At 53.9% G+C, this 15,968-nt stretch carries 14 protein-coding genes, 5 tRNA genes and 1 other RNA gene; 12 read left to right on the forward strand and 8 right to left on the reverse strand.

Annotation, left to right across the window (positions count from 1 at the left end; genetic code table 11):
* Positions 1 to 13: 13 nt before the first annotated feature.
* From IM304_RS10625 to IM304_RS10635, 3 genes are all read right to left on the reverse strand, one after another.
* Positions 14 to 2,203, reverse strand: a complete 2,190-nt coding sequence (locus IM304_RS10625) for an EAL domain-containing protein (protein WP_193354520.1) — start codon at positions 2,201 to 2,203, stop codon at positions 14 to 16.
* A gap of 211 nt (positions 2,204 to 2,414) precedes the next feature.
* A tRNA-Ala gene (locus IM304_RS10630) sits at positions 2,415 to 2,490 on the reverse strand.
* 41 nt (positions 2,491 to 2,531) lie between these two features.
* Positions 2,532 to 2,607: transfer RNA gene (locus tag IM304_RS10635), tRNA-Ala, on the reverse strand.
* Positions 2,608 to 2,825: 218 nt separating this feature from the next.
* Between IM304_RS10635 and IM304_RS10640 the strand changes: the two genes are divergently transcribed.
* Both IM304_RS10640 and IM304_RS10645 read left to right on the forward strand, forming a co-directional pair.
* The gene (locus IM304_RS10640) at positions 2,826 to 3,188 is read left to right on the forward strand and encodes a YfeC-like transcriptional regulator (RefSeq protein ID WP_148419988.1); all 363 of its coding nucleotides are present in this window, start codon (positions 2,826 to 2,828) and stop codon (positions 3,186 to 3,188) included.
* 1 nt (position 3,189) lies between these two features.
* Positions 3,190 to 3,576 carry a YfeC-like transcriptional regulator gene (locus IM304_RS10645; protein WP_209007142.1) on the forward strand — a complete coding sequence of 129 codons (387 nt, stop codon included), beginning with the start codon at positions 3,190 to 3,192 and terminating at the stop codon, positions 3,574 to 3,576.
* A gap of 51 nt (positions 3,577 to 3,627) precedes the next feature.
* On the opposite strand, the gene gltX is transcribed toward IM304_RS10645, so the two are convergent.
* Entirely contained in the window at positions 3,628 to 5,043 is a 1,416-nt protein-coding gene (gene gltX / locus IM304_RS10650; protein WP_193356764.1) for a glutamate--tRNA ligase, read from the reverse strand.
* 258 nt (positions 5,044 to 5,301) lie between these two features.
* On the opposite strand from gltX, the gene IM304_RS10655 reads away from it, so the two are divergent.
* From IM304_RS10655 to IM304_RS10675, 5 genes are all read left to right on the forward strand, one after another.
* Positions 5,302 to 5,377, forward strand: a tRNA-Val gene (locus tag IM304_RS10655).
* A 41-nt stretch (positions 5,378 to 5,418) separates the two neighbouring features.
* Positions 5,419 to 5,494, forward strand: a tRNA-Val gene (locus IM304_RS10660).
* Positions 5,495 to 5,498: 4 nt separating this feature from the next.
* Positions 5,499 to 5,574: transfer RNA gene (locus IM304_RS10665), tRNA-Lys, on the forward strand.
* 29 nt (positions 5,575 to 5,603) lie between these two features.
* Positions 5,604 to 5,729: non-coding RNA, RtT sRNA (locus IM304_RS10670), on the forward strand.
* A 122-nt stretch (positions 5,730 to 5,851) separates the two neighbouring features.
* Positions 5,852 to 6,196: a FlxA-like family protein gene (locus IM304_RS10675; protein WP_193356694.1), complete on the forward strand. Its 345-nt coding sequence runs from the start codon at positions 5,852 to 5,854 to the stop codon at positions 6,194 to 6,196.
* Here the strand turns inward: IM304_RS10675 and IM304_RS10680 are convergent.
* Positions 6,187 to 7,128, reverse strand: coding sequence for a LysR family transcriptional regulator (locus IM304_RS10680; protein WP_193356695.1), 942 nt, complete (start codon positions 7,126 to 7,128; stop codon positions 6,187 to 6,189). The two genes, IM304_RS10675 and IM304_RS10680, sit on opposite strands and share 10 nt — an antisense overlap.
* Positions 7,129 to 7,217: 89 nt before the next feature.
* Here IM304_RS10680 and IM304_RS10685 point away from each other — a divergent pair, with 89 nt between their 5' ends.
* Entirely contained in the window at positions 7,218 to 8,213 is a 996-nt protein-coding gene (locus tag IM304_RS10685) for a bile acid:sodium symporter family protein (protein ID WP_193356696.1), read from the forward strand.
* Here the strand turns inward: IM304_RS10685 and IM304_RS10690 are convergent.
* The 3 genes from IM304_RS10690 to zipA form a co-directional block, all read right to left on the reverse strand.
* Positions 8,210 to 8,425, reverse strand: a complete 216-nt coding sequence (locus IM304_RS10690) for a DUF3820 family protein (RefSeq protein ID WP_048959525.1) — start codon at positions 8,423 to 8,425, stop codon at positions 8,210 to 8,212. The genes IM304_RS10685 and IM304_RS10690 overlap by 4 nt on opposite strands.
* A 1-nt stretch (position 8,426) precedes the next feature.
* Entirely contained in the window at positions 8,427 to 10,442 is a 2,016-nt protein-coding gene (ligA, locus tag IM304_RS10695; protein ID WP_193356697.1) for an NAD-dependent DNA ligase LigA, read from the reverse strand.
* A gap of 68 nt (positions 10,443 to 10,510) precedes the next feature.
* Complete coding sequence (zipA, locus tag IM304_RS10700; RefSeq protein ID WP_193356698.1) at positions 10,511 to 11,494, reverse strand: cell division protein ZipA; 984 nt, start codon at positions 11,492 to 11,494, stop codon at positions 10,511 to 10,513.
* A gap of 229 nt (positions 11,495 to 11,723) precedes the next feature.
* Between zipA and cysZ the strand changes: the two genes are divergently transcribed.
* The 4 genes from cysZ to ptsI all read left to right on the forward strand — a co-directional run bounded on the left by cysZ (position 11,724) and on the right by ptsI (position 15,968).
* Entirely contained in the window at positions 11,724 to 12,485 is a 762-nt protein-coding gene (cysZ, locus tag IM304_RS10705; protein ID WP_148419995.1) for a sulfate transporter CysZ, read from the forward strand.
* A gap of 163 nt (positions 12,486 to 12,648) precedes the next feature.
* Positions 12,649 to 13,620, forward strand: a complete 972-nt coding sequence (cysK, locus tag IM304_RS10710; RefSeq protein ID WP_006811453.1) for a cysteine synthase A — start codon at positions 12,649 to 12,651, stop codon at positions 13,618 to 13,620.
* A gap of 317 nt (positions 13,621 to 13,937) precedes the next feature.
* Positions 13,938 to 14,195, forward strand: coding sequence for a phosphocarrier protein Hpr (gene ptsH / locus IM304_RS10715; RefSeq protein WP_000487600.1), 258 nt, complete (start codon positions 13,938 to 13,940; stop codon positions 14,193 to 14,195).
* Positions 14,196 to 14,240: 45 nt separating this feature from the next.
* Positions 14,241 to 15,968: a phosphoenolpyruvate-protein phosphotransferase PtsI gene (gene ptsI, locus IM304_RS10720; RefSeq protein ID WP_023314613.1), complete on the forward strand. Its 1,728-nt coding sequence runs from the start codon at positions 14,241 to 14,243 to the stop codon at positions 15,966 to 15,968.

A 15,968-nucleotide genomic window follows, 5' to 3' on the forward strand; every position in this document is an offset into this window, starting at 1 on the left:
GCTCCCGGTTTTTTTATGTCTCCAGCGCCGTGAGCGGCACAGGCTTGCCGATTAAGTACCCCTGCATGTAATCCACGCCAAGGCCCAGCAGCGCCTCACGCTGTTCCGGTGACTCCACATATTCAGCCACCACGCAAAGGGATTTTGTTTTTGCCAGATTGCAAATGGACTGCACGATCATCGCATCCATGCTGTCGGTACAGATATCTTTCACAAAGCAGCCATCAATCTTGATGATATCGGCCTCCAGCCGCTTCAGGCGCTCAAAGTTGGCATATCCGGTACCGAAGTCATCAATGGCGATACGAAAGCCGTAATCCCGCAGCAGCTGAATATTTTTCATGCTGCTGCCCGAATCGGAAAACGCCTGCTCCTCCGTTATCTCGATGACGATATCCTGCGGCGCGACGGCATAGCGTTCAAAAAGCGCGATAATCTCTGCTGCACTCTCATTTTGCATTAACGTCAGCGGCATCAGATTAACGGAAAAACGCGTTCCGGCCTCGCTGGACGGGTGATCGCGCAGCCAGACCAGCAGCTTTTCCACCACGTTGAGGTCGAACCGGTGGCTCAGGTTAAACTGCGCAATCAGCGGAATAAAACGATCCGGGGTGACGATCTCGCCCTCACTTTCCAGGCGAGAAAGAATTTCGAAGTAGCCTTCCCCGCGCGCGTTCTGAATGGGCTGGGCGTACAGGTGAATCCCGCCGATATCCAGGGCGCGTTTGATACGGGCCAGCATCAGCACCCTGTCCGTTGTCTGTCCGGAGACATCGTCCAGACTGTTCGTTAACGCCAGCACATTATGCCCGGCACAAGACTGCTCGGAGAGCCAGCTCAGCTGTCCCAGCGTGTGGTGCAGGCTTTCACCATCCGGCACTTCTCCCCAGGATGCGCCAAACTCAATGTCCAGCTCCGTCTTGTTCCAGATAATCTTACGGCTGTTGAGATGGTCAACCATGTATTGCAGCCGCTCGGCGGTGCCCGGCCCCAGCAATACCAGAACCAGCTCGCTTCCAGGCAAATGGAAGAGCTTCTCGTCTTTTTGCAAAAGCGGTTGCAGCGACGTGGCAATCATCTTTTTACAGTGCACGCGCATAAGAATGCCGTAGTAGCGGCTCAGGAACTCGAGGTTATCCAGGCGCAGACAACACACCCTGGCGTCTGGATGCGTTTGCAGGAACGCTTCCAGCGCGCGGACGTTGGGCAAACCGGTGAGCGGATCGGTAAGTGCCCTGTCCTGCCAGCCCTGCTTTAGCCACTCGCTTTTCTGGTAAATCCGCGACATAAAAAGCAGGCAGATGGCGAATGAGATCAGAACGGACAGGATAAAGGAGAGCGAGTGACCCGACTCAACGCCGTTGAGGAAATTATAATTATAGGTCAATAGCATGAGCGCCGACGCTGCCCACAGCAGCGAGATGGGAGCATAGCTCAGGCGACCAATACCAAGCGTGAAAAGAATGAAAACTAAAGGCATCAAATAACCTGCAATAATCTGCGATTCAAAAGGCGCACACAAAATTGCAATGAGGGAGACTAAAAGCATTAGCCACACTACTGTAAATACGGCTTTTCTGTCTGCGAACAGAGGCTTAACGCTGCGTCGCCAGAACGTGCGGGCATAACGGGGATTAATAATCATTCTTAATGGATAATAGAACATCATGGTAAAAATCAGCGCGGCGCAAATCAGGCTCTGAATATCGATAACATTATAAATTGCGGAGCCTTCGCCGAAATAAGAGGAGATTGTCACCGGAAAATCAAATAAATAGCCAGCCAGATACATTGATAATTTGATACCGACAGGTACCATAAAACCGAGCCAGAATATATGAATACCAACAGACTTATTTGGCATGCTGTACCGCCAGCGCTTGCCCAGCAGCAGGCGGATTACGCCGCATGCCGCAAAAACCGCGAACGTCTGGCAAAATAATAGCGCGGCAGATTGTAGCGGTGCTAAATCAAGGTTATATATGTTAGTAAAACTAAAACCAAACAGCAGCGGAATGACTGCCCGTCGCCCGAATAACAGCACGATGGCGAGCATGGCGCTCAGCGGCAACCATGCTAAATAAACATCATTTTCGTTTACAATGGCGCGCGGAGAAACATAACGGGAAAGGGGTATCACAAACAGGCATAGCGCCAGGGCAATGATAAATATCTTTACATTATTGTATATTTTTCTATTCATTAATTAATAAAATCTATTTTACCATCGTCTTATTGACCGCATGGATAATAGGTTTATTAATTGCACGAATCAAGTTCAAGTCTAATTATGGACATGTTTATTGATTTGGATTGAGGTGAGGTATAGAAAACGACGTAACTGGCAACAAAACCAGTAAAAATATTTTACAACATATAAAAAAACCCCCGTCTTACGACGAGGGTTTAAATTTTGGTGGAGCTAAGCGGGATCGAACCGCTGACCTCTTGCATGCCATGCAAGCGCTCTCCCAGCTGAGCTATAGCCCCACATGTTACTTTACCGACCTCACTCTGTTGGGTTCAGAGTTTGGTGGAGCTAAGCGGGATCGAACCGCTGACCTCCTGCATGCCATGCAGGCGCTCTCCCAGCTGAGCTATAGCCCCATCGTAAAGCTGTCATGTTGACGGGCGGCATAATATGAATTCCGCCGCAGAGTGTCAACGGCAAATTCATTCTCTGCCTTTCAATCGCCGAAAAATCATGCAAATAAACCACTTTGCGAGCCTGCTCGCAGTCAGGAGTTAAGCCTGTCACGTTTTCACGTAAAACGGTGCTATAAAATGAACCACTAAATTAACCCCACAGATATTCAGGAAATTGCATGATCAAGGAACGAATGACGCCAGAAGAGTTAGCCTTGCTGACTGGCTATAGCCGACAGACCATCAATAAATGGGTACGTAAAGAGGGTTGGATTACTTCGCCAAAGCCAGGCGTTCAGGGCGGCAAGGCGCGTCTGGTACACGTCAATGATAAGGTGCGCGACTTTATTCGCAGCGCGCGCCGGGCAACAGAGACGCCGGACATGCCGGAAAATGCTTACCACGACGGTTCGCTTCATGCCCTGCTTCTGACGCTGGCGAATGAAATGACGCCGGATGAGCAAAAGCAGTTAACCTCTCTGTTACTGCGGGAAGGGATTACCGGATTATTGCAACGTTTAGGGATTCGCGAACAGAGCTGATATGAAAAGATTACGCAGCAAAATGACCACGGAAGAGCTGGCGGACAGTCTGGGCGTAGCCCGACAAACCGTTAATCGCTGGATACGACAAAAAGGCTGGAAAACAGAGGGCATTAACGGTGTAAAGGGTGGAAGAGCAAGGGTGGTCTGTATCGATGCTCACGTAAAAGAGCATATCATCAGCCTTCCTGCCATTCGTAACCGTCGCGCCGTATACCAGCTGGCGGAAAGTCCTTCCCCGTATGGCGTGGCGACCTCAGCGAGCCTGCTTCCGCAAATCATCGACTCGCTGGAAAACATGACGACTGCCGAACAGGAACGTTTACGCACGTTGCTCGCCCGCGAAGGCTTGCAGGGTTTTCTTACACGTCTCGGTATTGCTGAATAGCAGACATAAAAAACGGCAGGTCACCCTGCCGTTTATCGTAACACGCCAGAATTACTGCTGGCTTTCACGCTCGGCAATAAAGCCCAGCGCCTTGTTGATACGCGCAATGCTGCGTAATTTACCGATCGCATGAACGGTCACGTCCAGCGCCGGAGACTGGCCTGCACCCGTCACCGCAACGCGCAGCGGCATGCCAACTTTACCCATGCCGATTTCCAGCTCATCAGCGGTAGCCTGAATCGCGTGGTGAACATTTTCAGCAGTCCACTCGGTAATGGCTTCCAGTTTGTCGCGCACCACTTCCAGCGGCTGGCGCGCAACCGGACGCAGGTGCTTTTTCGCCGCGTCGGCGTCGAACTCGTCAAACTCTTCATAGAAGTAGCGGCAGCTCTGGGCAATCTCTTTCAGCGTTTTACAACGCTCGCCGAGCAGTTTCACCAGATCCGCCAGCTCGGGGCCGGTACGGGTATCGATATTTGCCTGCTCAATATGCCACTGCAGGTACGTCGCCACATATTCTGGCTGCATGGTATTGATGTAGTGGTGGTTCAGCCACAGCAGCTTGTCAGTGTTGAACGCGCTGGCTGATTTGCTCACCGAGTTCAGAGAGAACAGCTCGATCATCTCTTCGCGGCTGAAGATCTCCTGGTCGCCGTGAGCCCAGCCCAGACGCACCAGATAGTTCAGCAGCGCTTCCGGCAGATAGCCGTCATCACGGTACTGCATCACGCTCACCGCACCATGACGCTTGGACAGTTTTTTACCGTCGTCACCGTTGATCATTGATACGTGCGCATACACCGGCACTGGCGCGTTAAGCGCTTTAAGGATGTTGATCTGACGAGGCGTGTTATTGATATGGTCTTCCCCACGGATCACATGGGTGATCTCCATATCCCAGTCGTCCACCACCACGCAGAAGTTATAGGTAGGAGAACCATCGGTACGACGGATAATCAGGTCGTCCAGTTCCTGGTTGCTGAATTCGATCGGGCCACGGATCTGGTCATCAAAAATAACGGAGCCGTCCTGCGGGTTAGCAAAACGCACCACGCACGGTTCGTCAGCGGCATGTTCGCTGTGGTCATGACGGCAGCGGCCGTCATAGCGTGGTTTTTCACCGTTTGCCATCTGCTCTTCGCGCAGCGCATCCAGACGCTCTTTGGAGCAGTAACACTTATAGGCGGTACCCGCGACCAGCATCTCGTCAATCACGGCGTTATAGCGGTCAAAACGTTTGGTCTGGAAGTAAGGGCCTTCATCCCACTGCAGATTCAGCCAGTTCATCCCATCCATAATGGCTTCAATTGCTTCCGGCGTTGAGCGCTCAAGATCGGTGTCTTCAATACGCAGCACAAACTCACCTTTGTTGTGACGTGCGAAAAGCCAGGAATAGAGAGCAGTACGTGCACCACCGACGTGCAGATAGCCTGTCGGGCTCGGCGCGAAGCGAGTTTTGATTTTCATGAAATGGCCTTACGTTATAAAGATGCCGGTAATCGGCAAATCCTGGGGAGAAAACAATGGGCAATATTCTATCACTGTGGGCCGATTCCTCAATGTCGATCACTTTATCCGGCCCGAGATTGCTGTTTTTGTTTAGAAATCATGCACCGCAGTCGGTTTTGCGATCGTTTTGACTAATTTTACGACGAACGAATAAAAACTTTAGAAAATGCGTTGACTCATTTTCAACTCTCCCTATAATGCGACTCCACACAGCGGGGGTGATTAGCTCAGTTGGTAGAGCATCTCCTTTACACGGAGGGGGTCGGCGGTTCGAGCCCGTCATCACCCACCATCTACTTCGGTAGGCTCGCAGTGTAGATAAGAATTGAGATTGGGCGATTAGCTCAGTTGGTAGAGCATCTCCTTTACACGGAGGGGGTCGGCGGTTCGAGCCCGTCATCGCCCACCATTTCGGGTCGTTAGCTCAGTTGGTAGAGCAGTTGACTTTTAATCAATTGGTCGCAGGTTCGAATCCTGCACGACCCACCAATGTAAAAAAGCGCCCTAAAGGCGCTTTTTTGCTATCTGCAATATGGATGATTCGAACCTGCTGCAGGTTCGAGCCGAACGCAGTGAGGCACCGGAGTCGTTTACGACGACGGCCCGAAGGGCGAGCGAAGCGAGTCATCCTGCACGACCCACCAATGTAAAAAAGCGCCCTAAAGGCGCTTTTTTGCTATCTGCGATACAGCACCTTCTGCTGCAGTTTTTCTCAAGCTACCCGCCGCCGTGCCGATACCTCTTATTTATGGCAAGAGGAATAAAGATGACCACCATTCATGCATCAACGCCATCCGTTCAGAGCCAAAACACCGGCAGCAGCGGAAATGTGAGCGGCAACGATATCTCCGCACAAATCATGCGGATCACGAAGCAGATCACAAAGCTGACTCAACAGTTAAAAGAGCTTGCCGATAGCTCCGCCAGCGCAGAAGAAAAGAAAAAGCAGCAGGAGCTGATCCAGACGCAAATCAAAATGCTACAGGCGCAGCTGGCACAGTTGCAGCGCCAGCAGGCCGAAGAAGCGCAGAAAAAGCAGGAGCAAATGCTGGGTAAAGCCGAAGGGGTTAATCACCCTTCCGACGATCGTCAGATTGATGTCTATATCTGACAATCAGAAGCGCTAAACAGCGGGTCGCGCGTGCGGGCCTGGGTTAATTTCTGAGACTGTATGCGCACCACTTCCCAGATAGCCTGCGCCGCTCCCGAGAGCGAGCGATTTTTACGGCGTACCAGCATCAGCTGACGCTCGATAGCCGGCGTAAAACGCTTAACAACCAGGCGGCTTCCCTGCGGCAGGGGCAGCGCCAGCGCCGGCAATACGCTGATACCGATTCCCGCTTCTACCATGGGGAATAACGTTGCGGGGTGGCCGATCTCCTGAACGATAGTAGCCTGAACGCCTTGCGCCGCCAGGGCTGCGTCAATCAGCGGGCGACTTCCCGACGCGTAATCCTGCAAAACCAGATTCGCCCCCTGGAGCGACTGCCAGCCCACCTGCGGTAACAATGCCAGCGGATCGTCGTCGCGACACAGCAGCAGGAAGGGTTCAGACAGGACAACCTCCGAAACCAGATCGCTCACCGGGCCGGGGTCAATAACGATGCCAAAATCCACCTCGCCCTGGCGGATGCTCTCCAGCACCCACTGCTGCGGCCTGTCGTGTAAAACAAAATCGATATCCGGGTAGCGCAGGCTGCCTTCAGCGATGCACTGGGGGATGAGGTGCGCGGAGATCGTCTGGCTCGCCGCCACTCTCACGGTGCCGGAAAGCTGTTGCCCGAGCCGGCCCACATCCCTCAGCGTGCTGTTTAGTTCGTCCAGCAGCCTCTCCAGACGCGCGGCCAGCTGCTGTCCTGCTTCGGTGAGCACCACTTCCCGCGTCGTGCGGTCAAGGAGCTTTACGCCGGTCTGGGTTTCCAGTTCCTTAACGCTATGGCTGACCGCCGACTGGCTGAGGCCGATCATCTCCCCTGCCCGGCTAAAGCTGCGGGCCTGCGCGACGGTAACAAAAACGCGAAGCTGACGTAGTGAATAATTCATCTGATCAATTCATGAATGGATGCAATAAATCAATTTTATTTCTCAAAGGGAAAAAAGCACAATAGCGATATCTGATTTCAGGAGTGATTATGAAACTTTTTCGTATCCTTGATCCGTTTACGCTGACCCTAATTGCCGTCGTCCTGCTGGCCTCCTTCTTCCCGGCGCGCGGCGGTTTCGTTCCAGTTATTGAAGGGCTGACCACGGCCGCTATCGCGCTGCTGTTCTTTATGCACGGCGCCAAGCTCTCCCGGGAAGCGATTATTGCAGGCGGCAGCCACTGGCGGCTGCATCTCTGGGTAATGTGCAGCACCTTTATCCTCTTCCCGGTGCTGGGGGTGTTGTTTGCCTGGTGGGCACCGGTGAACGTCGATCCGGCGCTTTATACCGGTTTCCTCTATCTGTGTATTTTGCCGGCCACCGTACAGTCCGCCATCGCTTTTACCTCACTGGCGGGCGGCAACGTCGCGGCGGCGGTCTGCTCCGCTTCCGCTTCCAGCCTGCTGGGGATCTTTGTTTCCCCACTGCTGGTTGGTCTGCTGATGAATATGCACGGCGCGGAGGGTAACCTGGAGCAGGTGGGTAAAATTTGCCTGCAGCTGCTGCTGCCGTTTGTGCTTGGGCACCTGTCCCGCCCCTGGATCGGCGCGTTCGTGGCTAAACGCAAAAAATGGATCGCGAAAACGGATCAGAGCTCGATTCTGCTCGTGGTTTACACCGCCTTTAGCGAAGCCGTTGTCAACGGCATCTGGCACAAGGTGGGGGCCGGTTCGCTGCTGTTTATTGTTGTGGTCAGTATCGTTCTGCTGGCAATCGTCATCGCGGTTAACGTCTTCGTGGCCCGCAAATGCGGCTTCAGTAAAGCCGATGAAATCACCATCGTGTTTTGCGGCTCGAAAAAGAGCCTGGCCAACGGGATCCCGATGGCCAATATTTTGTTCCCGACCTCGGTCATTGGGATGATGGTGCTGCCGCTGATGATTTTCCACCAGATCCAGCTGATGGTCTGTGCGGTACTGGCGCGCCGTTACAAGGCGCAGACGGAAAAACTGGCGCAGGAAGAGACCCGCGCCGCAAAGGCTTAAGGACGCTTCAGGGGCTGAACCAGCTGGGTCAGCCCCTCGGTTTTGATCAGTAACGTGACGGCCATCAGCTCGCCCAGACGCCCGGCGGGAAACTCGTCCTTACGGGCAAACCACAGCAGATACTCCTCCGGCAAATCAATGAGCCTGCGGCCCTTATATTTACCGAACGGCATCTCCGTATTGGCGATCTCAACGAGCTGCTCTTTTTCCACGTTATTCTCCTAACAGACGCATCATTTCCGCTTCGTCGATCACGTCAATGCCGAGCTCCTGCGCTTTGGCGAGCTTGGAGCCGGCCGCTTCCCCGGCAATTACCAGATCGGTTTTCTTCGACACGCTGCCCGCCACTTTTGCCCCCAGCGCCACCAGACGCGCCTTCGCATCATCGCGCGAGAGCTGGCTCAGGCTACCGGTCAGGACCACCGTTTTACCCGCGAACGGGCTGTCGATCTCTTCTGCATTAACCACTACCGGCGCGGGCCAGTGAATGCCCTGCTCCAGCAATTTGCCGATCACCTCGCGGTTACTCTCTTCGGCGAAGAAGTTAAAGACGTGGGTTGCAACCACAATGCCCACATCCGGGACTTTCTGTAACTCTTCTATGCTGGCTTTCTCCAGCGCGTCCAGCGTGCCGAAATAGGCCGCCAGCCCTGCCGCCGTCGCCTCCCCCACTTCACGAATGCCGAGCGCGTAAAGGAAACGGGCAAAGGTTGTATTTTTTGCCGCTTCCAGCGCATTGACCACGTTTTGGGCAGATTTTGGCCCCATCCGGTCAAGGCCGGTCAGCTTACCTGCCGTCAGCGTAAAGAGGTCTGCTGGCGTATGGACGTACTCTTTTTCAACGAGCTGATCGATAATCTTGTCACCCATTCCGTCGACGTCCATCGCCCGGCGGGAGACAAAGTGCTTGAGCGACTCCTTACGCTGTGCCCCGCAGATTAACCCGCCCGTACAGCGCGTTACCGCTTCACCCTCCACGCGCTCTACGTCCGAACCGCATACCGGGCAGTGGGCCGGAAACTCAATGGCGCGGGTATCGGCGGGACGCTCTGACTCCACAACGTTAACCACCTGCGGTATCACATCCCCCGCGCGGCGAATAACCACTTTGTCGCCAATACGCAGGCCCAGACGCGCGATTTCATCGGCGTTGTGCAGCGTGGCGTTACTGACCAGCACGCCAGCCACCTGTACCGGCTCCAGACGCGCTACCGGCGTAATCGCTCCCGTACGGCCAACCTGGAACTCCACGTCGCGAACGACGGTCATCTGCTCCTGGGCCGGGAATTTAAAGGCCACCGCCCAGCGAGGCGCGCGAGCCACGTAGCCCAGCTGCTCCTGCAATGCCAGGGAGTTAACCTTGATCACCACGCCGTCAATATCAAACCCGAGAGCAGGACGATCTGCTTCTACCTTGTGATAGAACGCCAGCACCGCCTCAGGGGAGTCGCAAAGCTGCACGCGGTTGCTTACCGGCAAGCCCCACTCTTTGAACTGGAGTAAACGTCCCAGGTGGGTATCAGGCAGTTCTCCGCCTTCCAGGATCCCGACGCCGTAGCAGAAGAAAGTAAGCGGTCGCTTCGCGGTGATGCGCGGATCGAGCTGACGCAGAGAGCCTGCCGCCGCGTTACGCGGGTTCGCAAATACTTTTCCGCCGGTGCGGCGTGCTTCTTCGTTGATCTTCTCGAAGCCCGCCTGCGGAAGGAACACCTCCCCGCGTACTTCCAGCCGCGCGGGAATGTTATCGCCGCGCAGCTTCAGCGGGATTGCACGGATGGTGCGCACGTTGGTGGTGATATCTTCCCCGGTGGTGCCATCGCCGCGCGTCGCGGCACGCACCATTACGCCGTTTTCATAAAGAATACTGACGGCCAGACCGTCCAGCTTCAGCTCGCAGCACCAGCTCAGGTTGTCGACACTCTTCAGGCGATCCTGCACGCGCTTGTTGAAAGCCAGAAAACTCTCTTCATCAAACACGTTATCCAGCGACAGCATCGGCACCTCGTGGCGCACCTGGCTGAATGCGCCAAGCGGTTCCGCGCCGACGCGCTGCGTCGGGGAGTCGGGCGTAATCAGCTCCGGATGGCGGGCTTCCAGCTCGCGCAGCTCGCGCATCAGGCGGTCATATTCCGCATCCGGCACTTCCGGGGCGTCCATAACATGATACAGATATTCATGATGGCGAAGCGTGGTTCGCAGTTCAGTAAGTTGTTGTTCGATTGAGTCCATATCGCACCATCAATGAGAAAAACCCCCGACAGGCGGGGGTTGAGGAGGAGTTGTAGTAAACGCGACGATTACGCGTTAGCTTCCTTAACTTCGCGGATGCGGTCCTGATATTCGCGCAGCTTCTGCGGCGTCATCATTCGACGCTGATCGTCGAGCACCACACCGCCCACTTCGTCGGCAATGTGCTGAGCGGACTGGAGCATCAGCTTAAAGTTTTGCAGTTCGTCACCGTAGGACGGCACCTGCATAAAGATGGTTACGCCCGGCGTGACGAAATCACCGGTCATTTCCGGGTCAAACGTTCCTGGATTCACCATATTGGCCAGGCTAAACAGTGCCGGACCGCTGCCGTCAGGACTCAAATGACGATGGAAAATATTCATATCGCCAAATTTGAAGCCCGCCTGTTGAATGCTGTTAAGCAGCACATCGCCGTTCAGATGGGTGCCATGATGGGCGGCCACGTTCATGACGATCACCGCTTCTTTACGCTGCGGCTTTTCAACAACCGGTTCTGGCTCTGCGACCGGCTCAGGCTCTACGCGCGGAGCAGGTGCGGGCTGTGGCGCAGGCTGCACGGGTTCAGGATGCGACGGCTGCACCGGCTGCGGCTGCTGAACTGGCGGCGCAGGTTGTGGCACGGGTTGCGGCTGTACCGGCTGTGGCGCCACGGGCTGCTGCTGCACAGGCTGCGGAGGCGCCTGACGCACAGGCTCTTCCACCGGCTGCGGCGCTGGCTGGCGCGGCTGGGCAGAGGCGTACGGCGGTTGATACTGGTGCTGCGGAGCGCGGGGGGCTTCATGCTCCCCTTGAGCCGCGCCGGGCGCACTATTGACCCGATGAACACGAACTTCACCCACGCCGTCATCGTCCAGCCCGTCGATGTCGTCTTCCACGTCATCGTCATCACGACTGGACTTCATGCGCTTCAGTGGACGATCGCGAAACATTGAGGAACGCTCTTTACGGCTGGTCCAGAAACCATGTACCAGTAAAGCGATTATGGCGATCGCGCCAACAATGATTAATATCAGACGCAAATCCTGCATCATTATATTCTCTGTTGTTCTAACACCTTGCCACCACGGCAAACATTTACTCACTAAGAGTATTTGCCGTTTACGTCAAGTGCAAGTGTGTGCAGAGCATTCACAGCATAAAGATGAACTAAATCGTGCTTTTTGCTGGTTTTTCGAACATTTCCGAACTGGTCATTGTCCCGTAACTGGATAATATAGGCGGGCAATTCCACTGGTTGTGTAAAAAGGAGTACAGCCTGGTATGGTTTCAACATCTTCTTCTGCCCCACGCAGCGGGGTCTGGTATTTTTCTCAGGGCTGGAAACTGGTCTCCCTGCCGGGCATTCGGCGCTTCGTGATCTTGCCGTTGCTGATCAACATTATTCTGATGGGCGGCGCCTTCTGGTGGCTGTTCACCAGGCTGGAAAGCTGGATCCCGTCCCTTATGAGCTATGTGCCGGACTGGTTACAGTGGCTTAACTACCTGCTCTGGCCAATTGCGGTTATCTCCGTGCTGCTGGTCTTCGGCTATTTCTTCTCGACGATTGCGAACTGGATAGCCGCGCCGTTCAACGGCCTGCTGGCCGAACAGCTGGAAGCGCGCCTTACCGGTGCAACGCCACCCGACACGGGCGTACTGGGGATCATGAAAGACATCCCCCGCATTATGAAGCGCGAATGGCAAAAGTTTGCCTGGTACCTGCCGCGCGCGGTCGTGCTGCTTATCCTTTATTTTGTGCCCGGCATCGGCCAGACGGTCGCGCCCGTGCTGTGGTTCCTGTTCAGCGCCTGGATGCTTGCCATCCAGTACTGTGACTACCCGTTCGATAACCATAAGGTGCCGTTTAAGGAGATGCGCACGGCTCTGCGCACCCGGAAGGTCGCCAATATGCAGTTCGGCGCGCTCACCAGCCTGTTCACCATGATTCCTTTCCTCAACTTGTTCATCATGCCGGTTGCGGTATGCGGTGCGACGGCGATGTGGGTTGACTGCTATCGTGCAAAGCACGCGTTATGGAAATAATGCAAAAATGTGTAAACAAGGGGTAGCTTATGCTATCCCTTATTCCATACTGATCCCCATTATTTCCTTGCAGCATATAGATATGCGATTTCCTTACTTCCCCATACCTGTTCAACAGGTATGCTGGGTCGGTATCCCAATTTCATACAGTTAAGGACAGGCCATGAGTAAGATTTATGAAGACAACTCGCTGACTATCGGTCATACGCCCCTGGTTCGACTGAACCGTATCGGTAATGGACGCATTCTGGCGAAGGTCGAATCACGTAACCCGAGCTTCAGCGTTAAGTGCCGTATCGGTGCGAATATGATTTGGGATGCTGAAAAACGTGGCGTGCTGAAGCCGGGCGTTGAGCTGGTTGAACCAACCAGCGGCAATACCGGTATCGCGCTGGCCTATGTTGCGGCGGCGCGTGGCTATAAGCTGACGCTGACCATGCCTGAAACCATGAGCATTGAACGCCGTAAGCTGCTGAAGGCGCTGGGAGCAAATCTGGTCCTGACCGAAGGCGCGAAGGGCATGAAGGGCGCGATTCAGAAAGCGGAAGAGATCGTCGCCAGCGATCCGGCAAAATATCTGCTGCTTCAGCAGTTCAGCAACCCGGCTAACCCGGAAATCCACGAGAAAACCACGGGCCCGGAAATCTGGGAAGATACCGACGGCCAGGTCGATGTGTTTATCTCCGGCGTCGGCACCGGCGGCACCCTGACCGGCGTGTCTCGCTATATTAAAGGCACGAAGGGTAAAAAAGATCTGATTACCGTTGCCGTTGAGCCAACCGATTCTCCGGTTATAGCGCAGGCGCTGGCGGGTGAAGAGATCAAACCAGGCCCGCACAAAATTCAGGGTATCGGCGCGGGCTTTATTCCAGGCAACCTGGATCTTAAGCTGATTGATAAAGTCGTGGCCATTACCAATGAAGAAGCTATCTCCACGGCGCGTCGCCTGATGGACGAAGAGGGTATTCTGGCAGGCATCTCTTCCGGTGCGGCAGTTGCGGCAGCCCTTAAGCTGCTGGAAGATGAAACCTTTACCAACAAGAATATTGTGGTTATCCTACCGTCTTCGGGTGAGCGTTACTTGAGCACCGCACTGTTTGCCGATCTCTTCACAGAGAAAGAGCTGCAACAGTGATGCCAGTATGTTAAAAACGCGTAAAAAAGCACCTTTTCAGGTGCTTTTTTGTGGCCTGCTTCAAACTTTTACCCCTCCTGGCATTGCTTCACCCCGTTGGGTCTGGTATTTAAACCAGCAATTATTTTGATGCGCGAAATTAATCAGTGAACGAAATAGCGCTGCTGAATCGATTTTATGATTTGGTTCAAGTCTTGCTTTCACTGCATAATGTTTAATGACGATTGAAACGTCAGCGCTAACTATACAGGCTAAAGTTAAGTCGCCAGGCTAGACTTTAGTTCCACAACACTAAACCTATAAGTTGGGGAAATACAATGTTCCAGCAAGAAGTTACCATTACCGCTCCGAACGGTCTGCACACCCGCCCTGCTGCTCAGTTTGTTAAAGAAGCGAAAGGCTTCACTTCTGAAATCACTGTGACTTCTAACGGCAAAAGCGCTAGCGCGAAAAGCCTGTTCAAACTGCAAACTCTGGGTCTGACTCAGGGTACCGTTGTGACCATCTCCGCAGAAGGTGAAGATGAGCAGAAAGCAGTTGAGCATCTGGTTAAGCTGATGGCTGAGCTCGAGTAAGTTTTCCGGGTTCTTTTCAATATCAGTCACAAGTAAGGTAGGGTTATGATTTCAGGCATTTTAGCATCCCCGGGTATCGCTTTCGGCAAAGCACTGCTGCTGAAAGAAGACGAAATCGTCATTGACCGGAAAAAAATTTCTGCCGACAAGGTTGATCAGGAAGTTGAACGTTTTCTGAGCGGTCGTGCCAAGGCATCTGCGCAACTGGAAGCGATCAAAACTAAAGCTGGCGAAACTTTCGGTGAAGAAAAAGAAGCCATCTTCGAAGGGCACATTATGCTGCTCGAAGATGAGGAGCTGGAGCAGGAAATCATAGCCCTGATTAAAGATAAAGGCATGACGGCCGACGCGGCTGCGCATGAAGTTATCGAAGGTCAGGCATCTGCCCTGGAAGAGCTGGACGATGAATACCTGAAAGAGCGTGCGGCTGACGTACGCGACATCGGTAAGCGCCTGCTGCGCAACATCCTGGGTCTGGCCATCATCGATCTGAGCGCGATTCAGGACGAAGTGATCCTGGTTGCCGCTGACCTGACCCCGTCTGAAACCGCACAGCTGAACCTGAACAAGGTGCTGGGTTTCATTACTGACGCAGGTGGACGTACCTCCCACACCTCAATAATGGCGCGTTCTCTGGAGCTGCCAGCCATCGTGGGTACCGGTAGCGTTACCTCTCAGGTTAAAAACGACGACTATCTGATTCTGGATGCCGTAAACAACGTGGTTTACGTCAACCCAACTAACGATGTGATCGAGCAACTGCGCGCCGTTCAGGAGCAGGTTGCTACCGAGAAAGCAGAACTCGCTAAACTGAAAGACCTGCCAGCCATCACGCTGGACGGCCATCAGGTTGAAGTTTGTGCCAACATCGGTACCGTACGCGACGTTGATGGCGCTGAGCGCAACGGTGCGGAAGGCGTAGGTCTGTATCGTACTGAATTCCTGTTCATGGACCGCGACGCCCTGCCAACTGAAGAAGAGCAGTTTGCGGCGTACAAAGCTGTTGCTGAAGCCTGCGGCTCTCAGGCAGTTATCGTCCGTACCATGGACATCGGCGGCGACAAAGAGCTGCCGTACATGAATTTCCCGAAAGAAGAGAACCCGTTCCTGGGCTGGCGTGCCGTGCGTATCGCTATGGATCGCAAAGAGATCCTGCGTGACCAGGTTCGCGCTATCCTGCGTGCCTCCGCTTTCGGTAAGCTGCGCATCATGTTCCCGATGATCATCTCTGTTGAAGAAGTGCGTGCACTGAAAAAAGAGATCGAAATCTACAAGCAGGAACTGCGTGACGAAGGTAAAGCGTTTGACGAGTCAATCGAGATCGGCGTGATGGTGGAAACACCGGCAGCCGCGACGATTGCGCGTCATTTAGCCAAAGAAGTTGATTTCTTTAGTATCGGTACCAATGATTTAACGCAGTACACCCTGGCAGTTGACCGTGGTAATGATATGATTTCACATCTCTACCAGCCAATGTCACCGTCTGTACTGAATTTGATCAAGCAAGTTATTGATGCTTCTCATGCAGAAGGTAAATGGACTGGCATGTGTGGTGAGCTTGCAGGCGACGAACGTGCTACACTTCTGTTGCTGGGTATGGGTCTGGACGAATTCTCTATGAGCGCCATTTCCATCCCGCGCATCAAGAAGATTATCCGTAACACGAACTTCGAAGATGCGAAGGTATTAGCAGAGCAGGCTCTTGCTCAACCGACAACGGACGAGTTAATGACGCTGGTTAACAAGTTCATTGAAGAAAAAACAATCTGCTAA

The sequence above is a fragment of the Enterobacter cloacae complex sp. P40C2 genome (assembly GCF_014930695.1).
Classification (GTDB): domain Bacteria; phylum Pseudomonadota; class Gammaproteobacteria; order Enterobacterales; family Enterobacteriaceae; genus Enterobacter; species Enterobacter pasteurii.

Bases quoted from the DNA above. Each gene is read 5' to 3' on its own strand.
- IM304_RS10625 (WP_193354520.1), bottom strand. From the start codon at position 2,203: ATGAATAGAAAAATATACAATAATGTAAAGATATTTATCATTGCCCTG.
- IM304_RS10640 (WP_148419988.1), top strand. From the start codon at position 2,826: ATGATCAAGGAACGAATGACGCCAGAAGAGTTAGCCTTGCTGACTGGC.
- IM304_RS10645 (WP_209007142.1), top strand. From the start codon at position 3,190: ATGAAAAGATTACGCAGCAAAATGACCACGGAAGAGCTGGCGGACAGT.
- gltX (WP_193356764.1), bottom strand. From the start codon at position 5,043: ATGAAAATCAAAACTCGCTTCGCGCCGAGCCCGACAGGCTATCTGCAC.
- IM304_RS10675 (WP_193356694.1), top strand. From the start codon at position 5,852: ATGACCACCATTCATGCATCAACGCCATCCGTTCAGAGCCAAAACACC.
- IM304_RS10680 (WP_193356695.1), bottom strand. From the start codon at position 7,128: ATGAATTATTCACTACGTCAGCTTCGCGTTTTTGTTACCGTCGCGCAG.
- IM304_RS10685 (WP_193356696.1), top strand. From the start codon at position 7,218: ATGAAACTTTTTCGTATCCTTGATCCGTTTACGCTGACCCTAATTGCC.
- ligA (WP_193356697.1), bottom strand. From the start codon at position 10,442: ATGGACTCAATCGAACAACAACTTACTGAACTGCGAACCACGCTTCGC.
- zipA (WP_193356698.1), bottom strand. From the start codon at position 11,494: ATGATGCAGGATTTGCGTCTGATATTAATCATTGTTGGCGCGATCGCC.
- cysZ (WP_148419995.1), top strand. From the start codon at position 11,724: ATGGTTTCAACATCTTCTTCTGCCCCACGCAGCGGGGTCTGGTATTTT.
- cysK (WP_006811453.1), top strand. From the start codon at position 12,649: ATGAGTAAGATTTATGAAGACAACTCGCTGACTATCGGTCATACGCCC.
- ptsH (WP_000487600.1), top strand. From the start codon at position 13,938: ATGTTCCAGCAAGAAGTTACCATTACCGCTCCGAACGGTCTGCACACC.
- ptsI (WP_023314613.1), top strand. From the start codon at position 14,241: ATGATTTCAGGCATTTTAGCATCCCCGGGTATCGCTTTCGGCAAAGCA.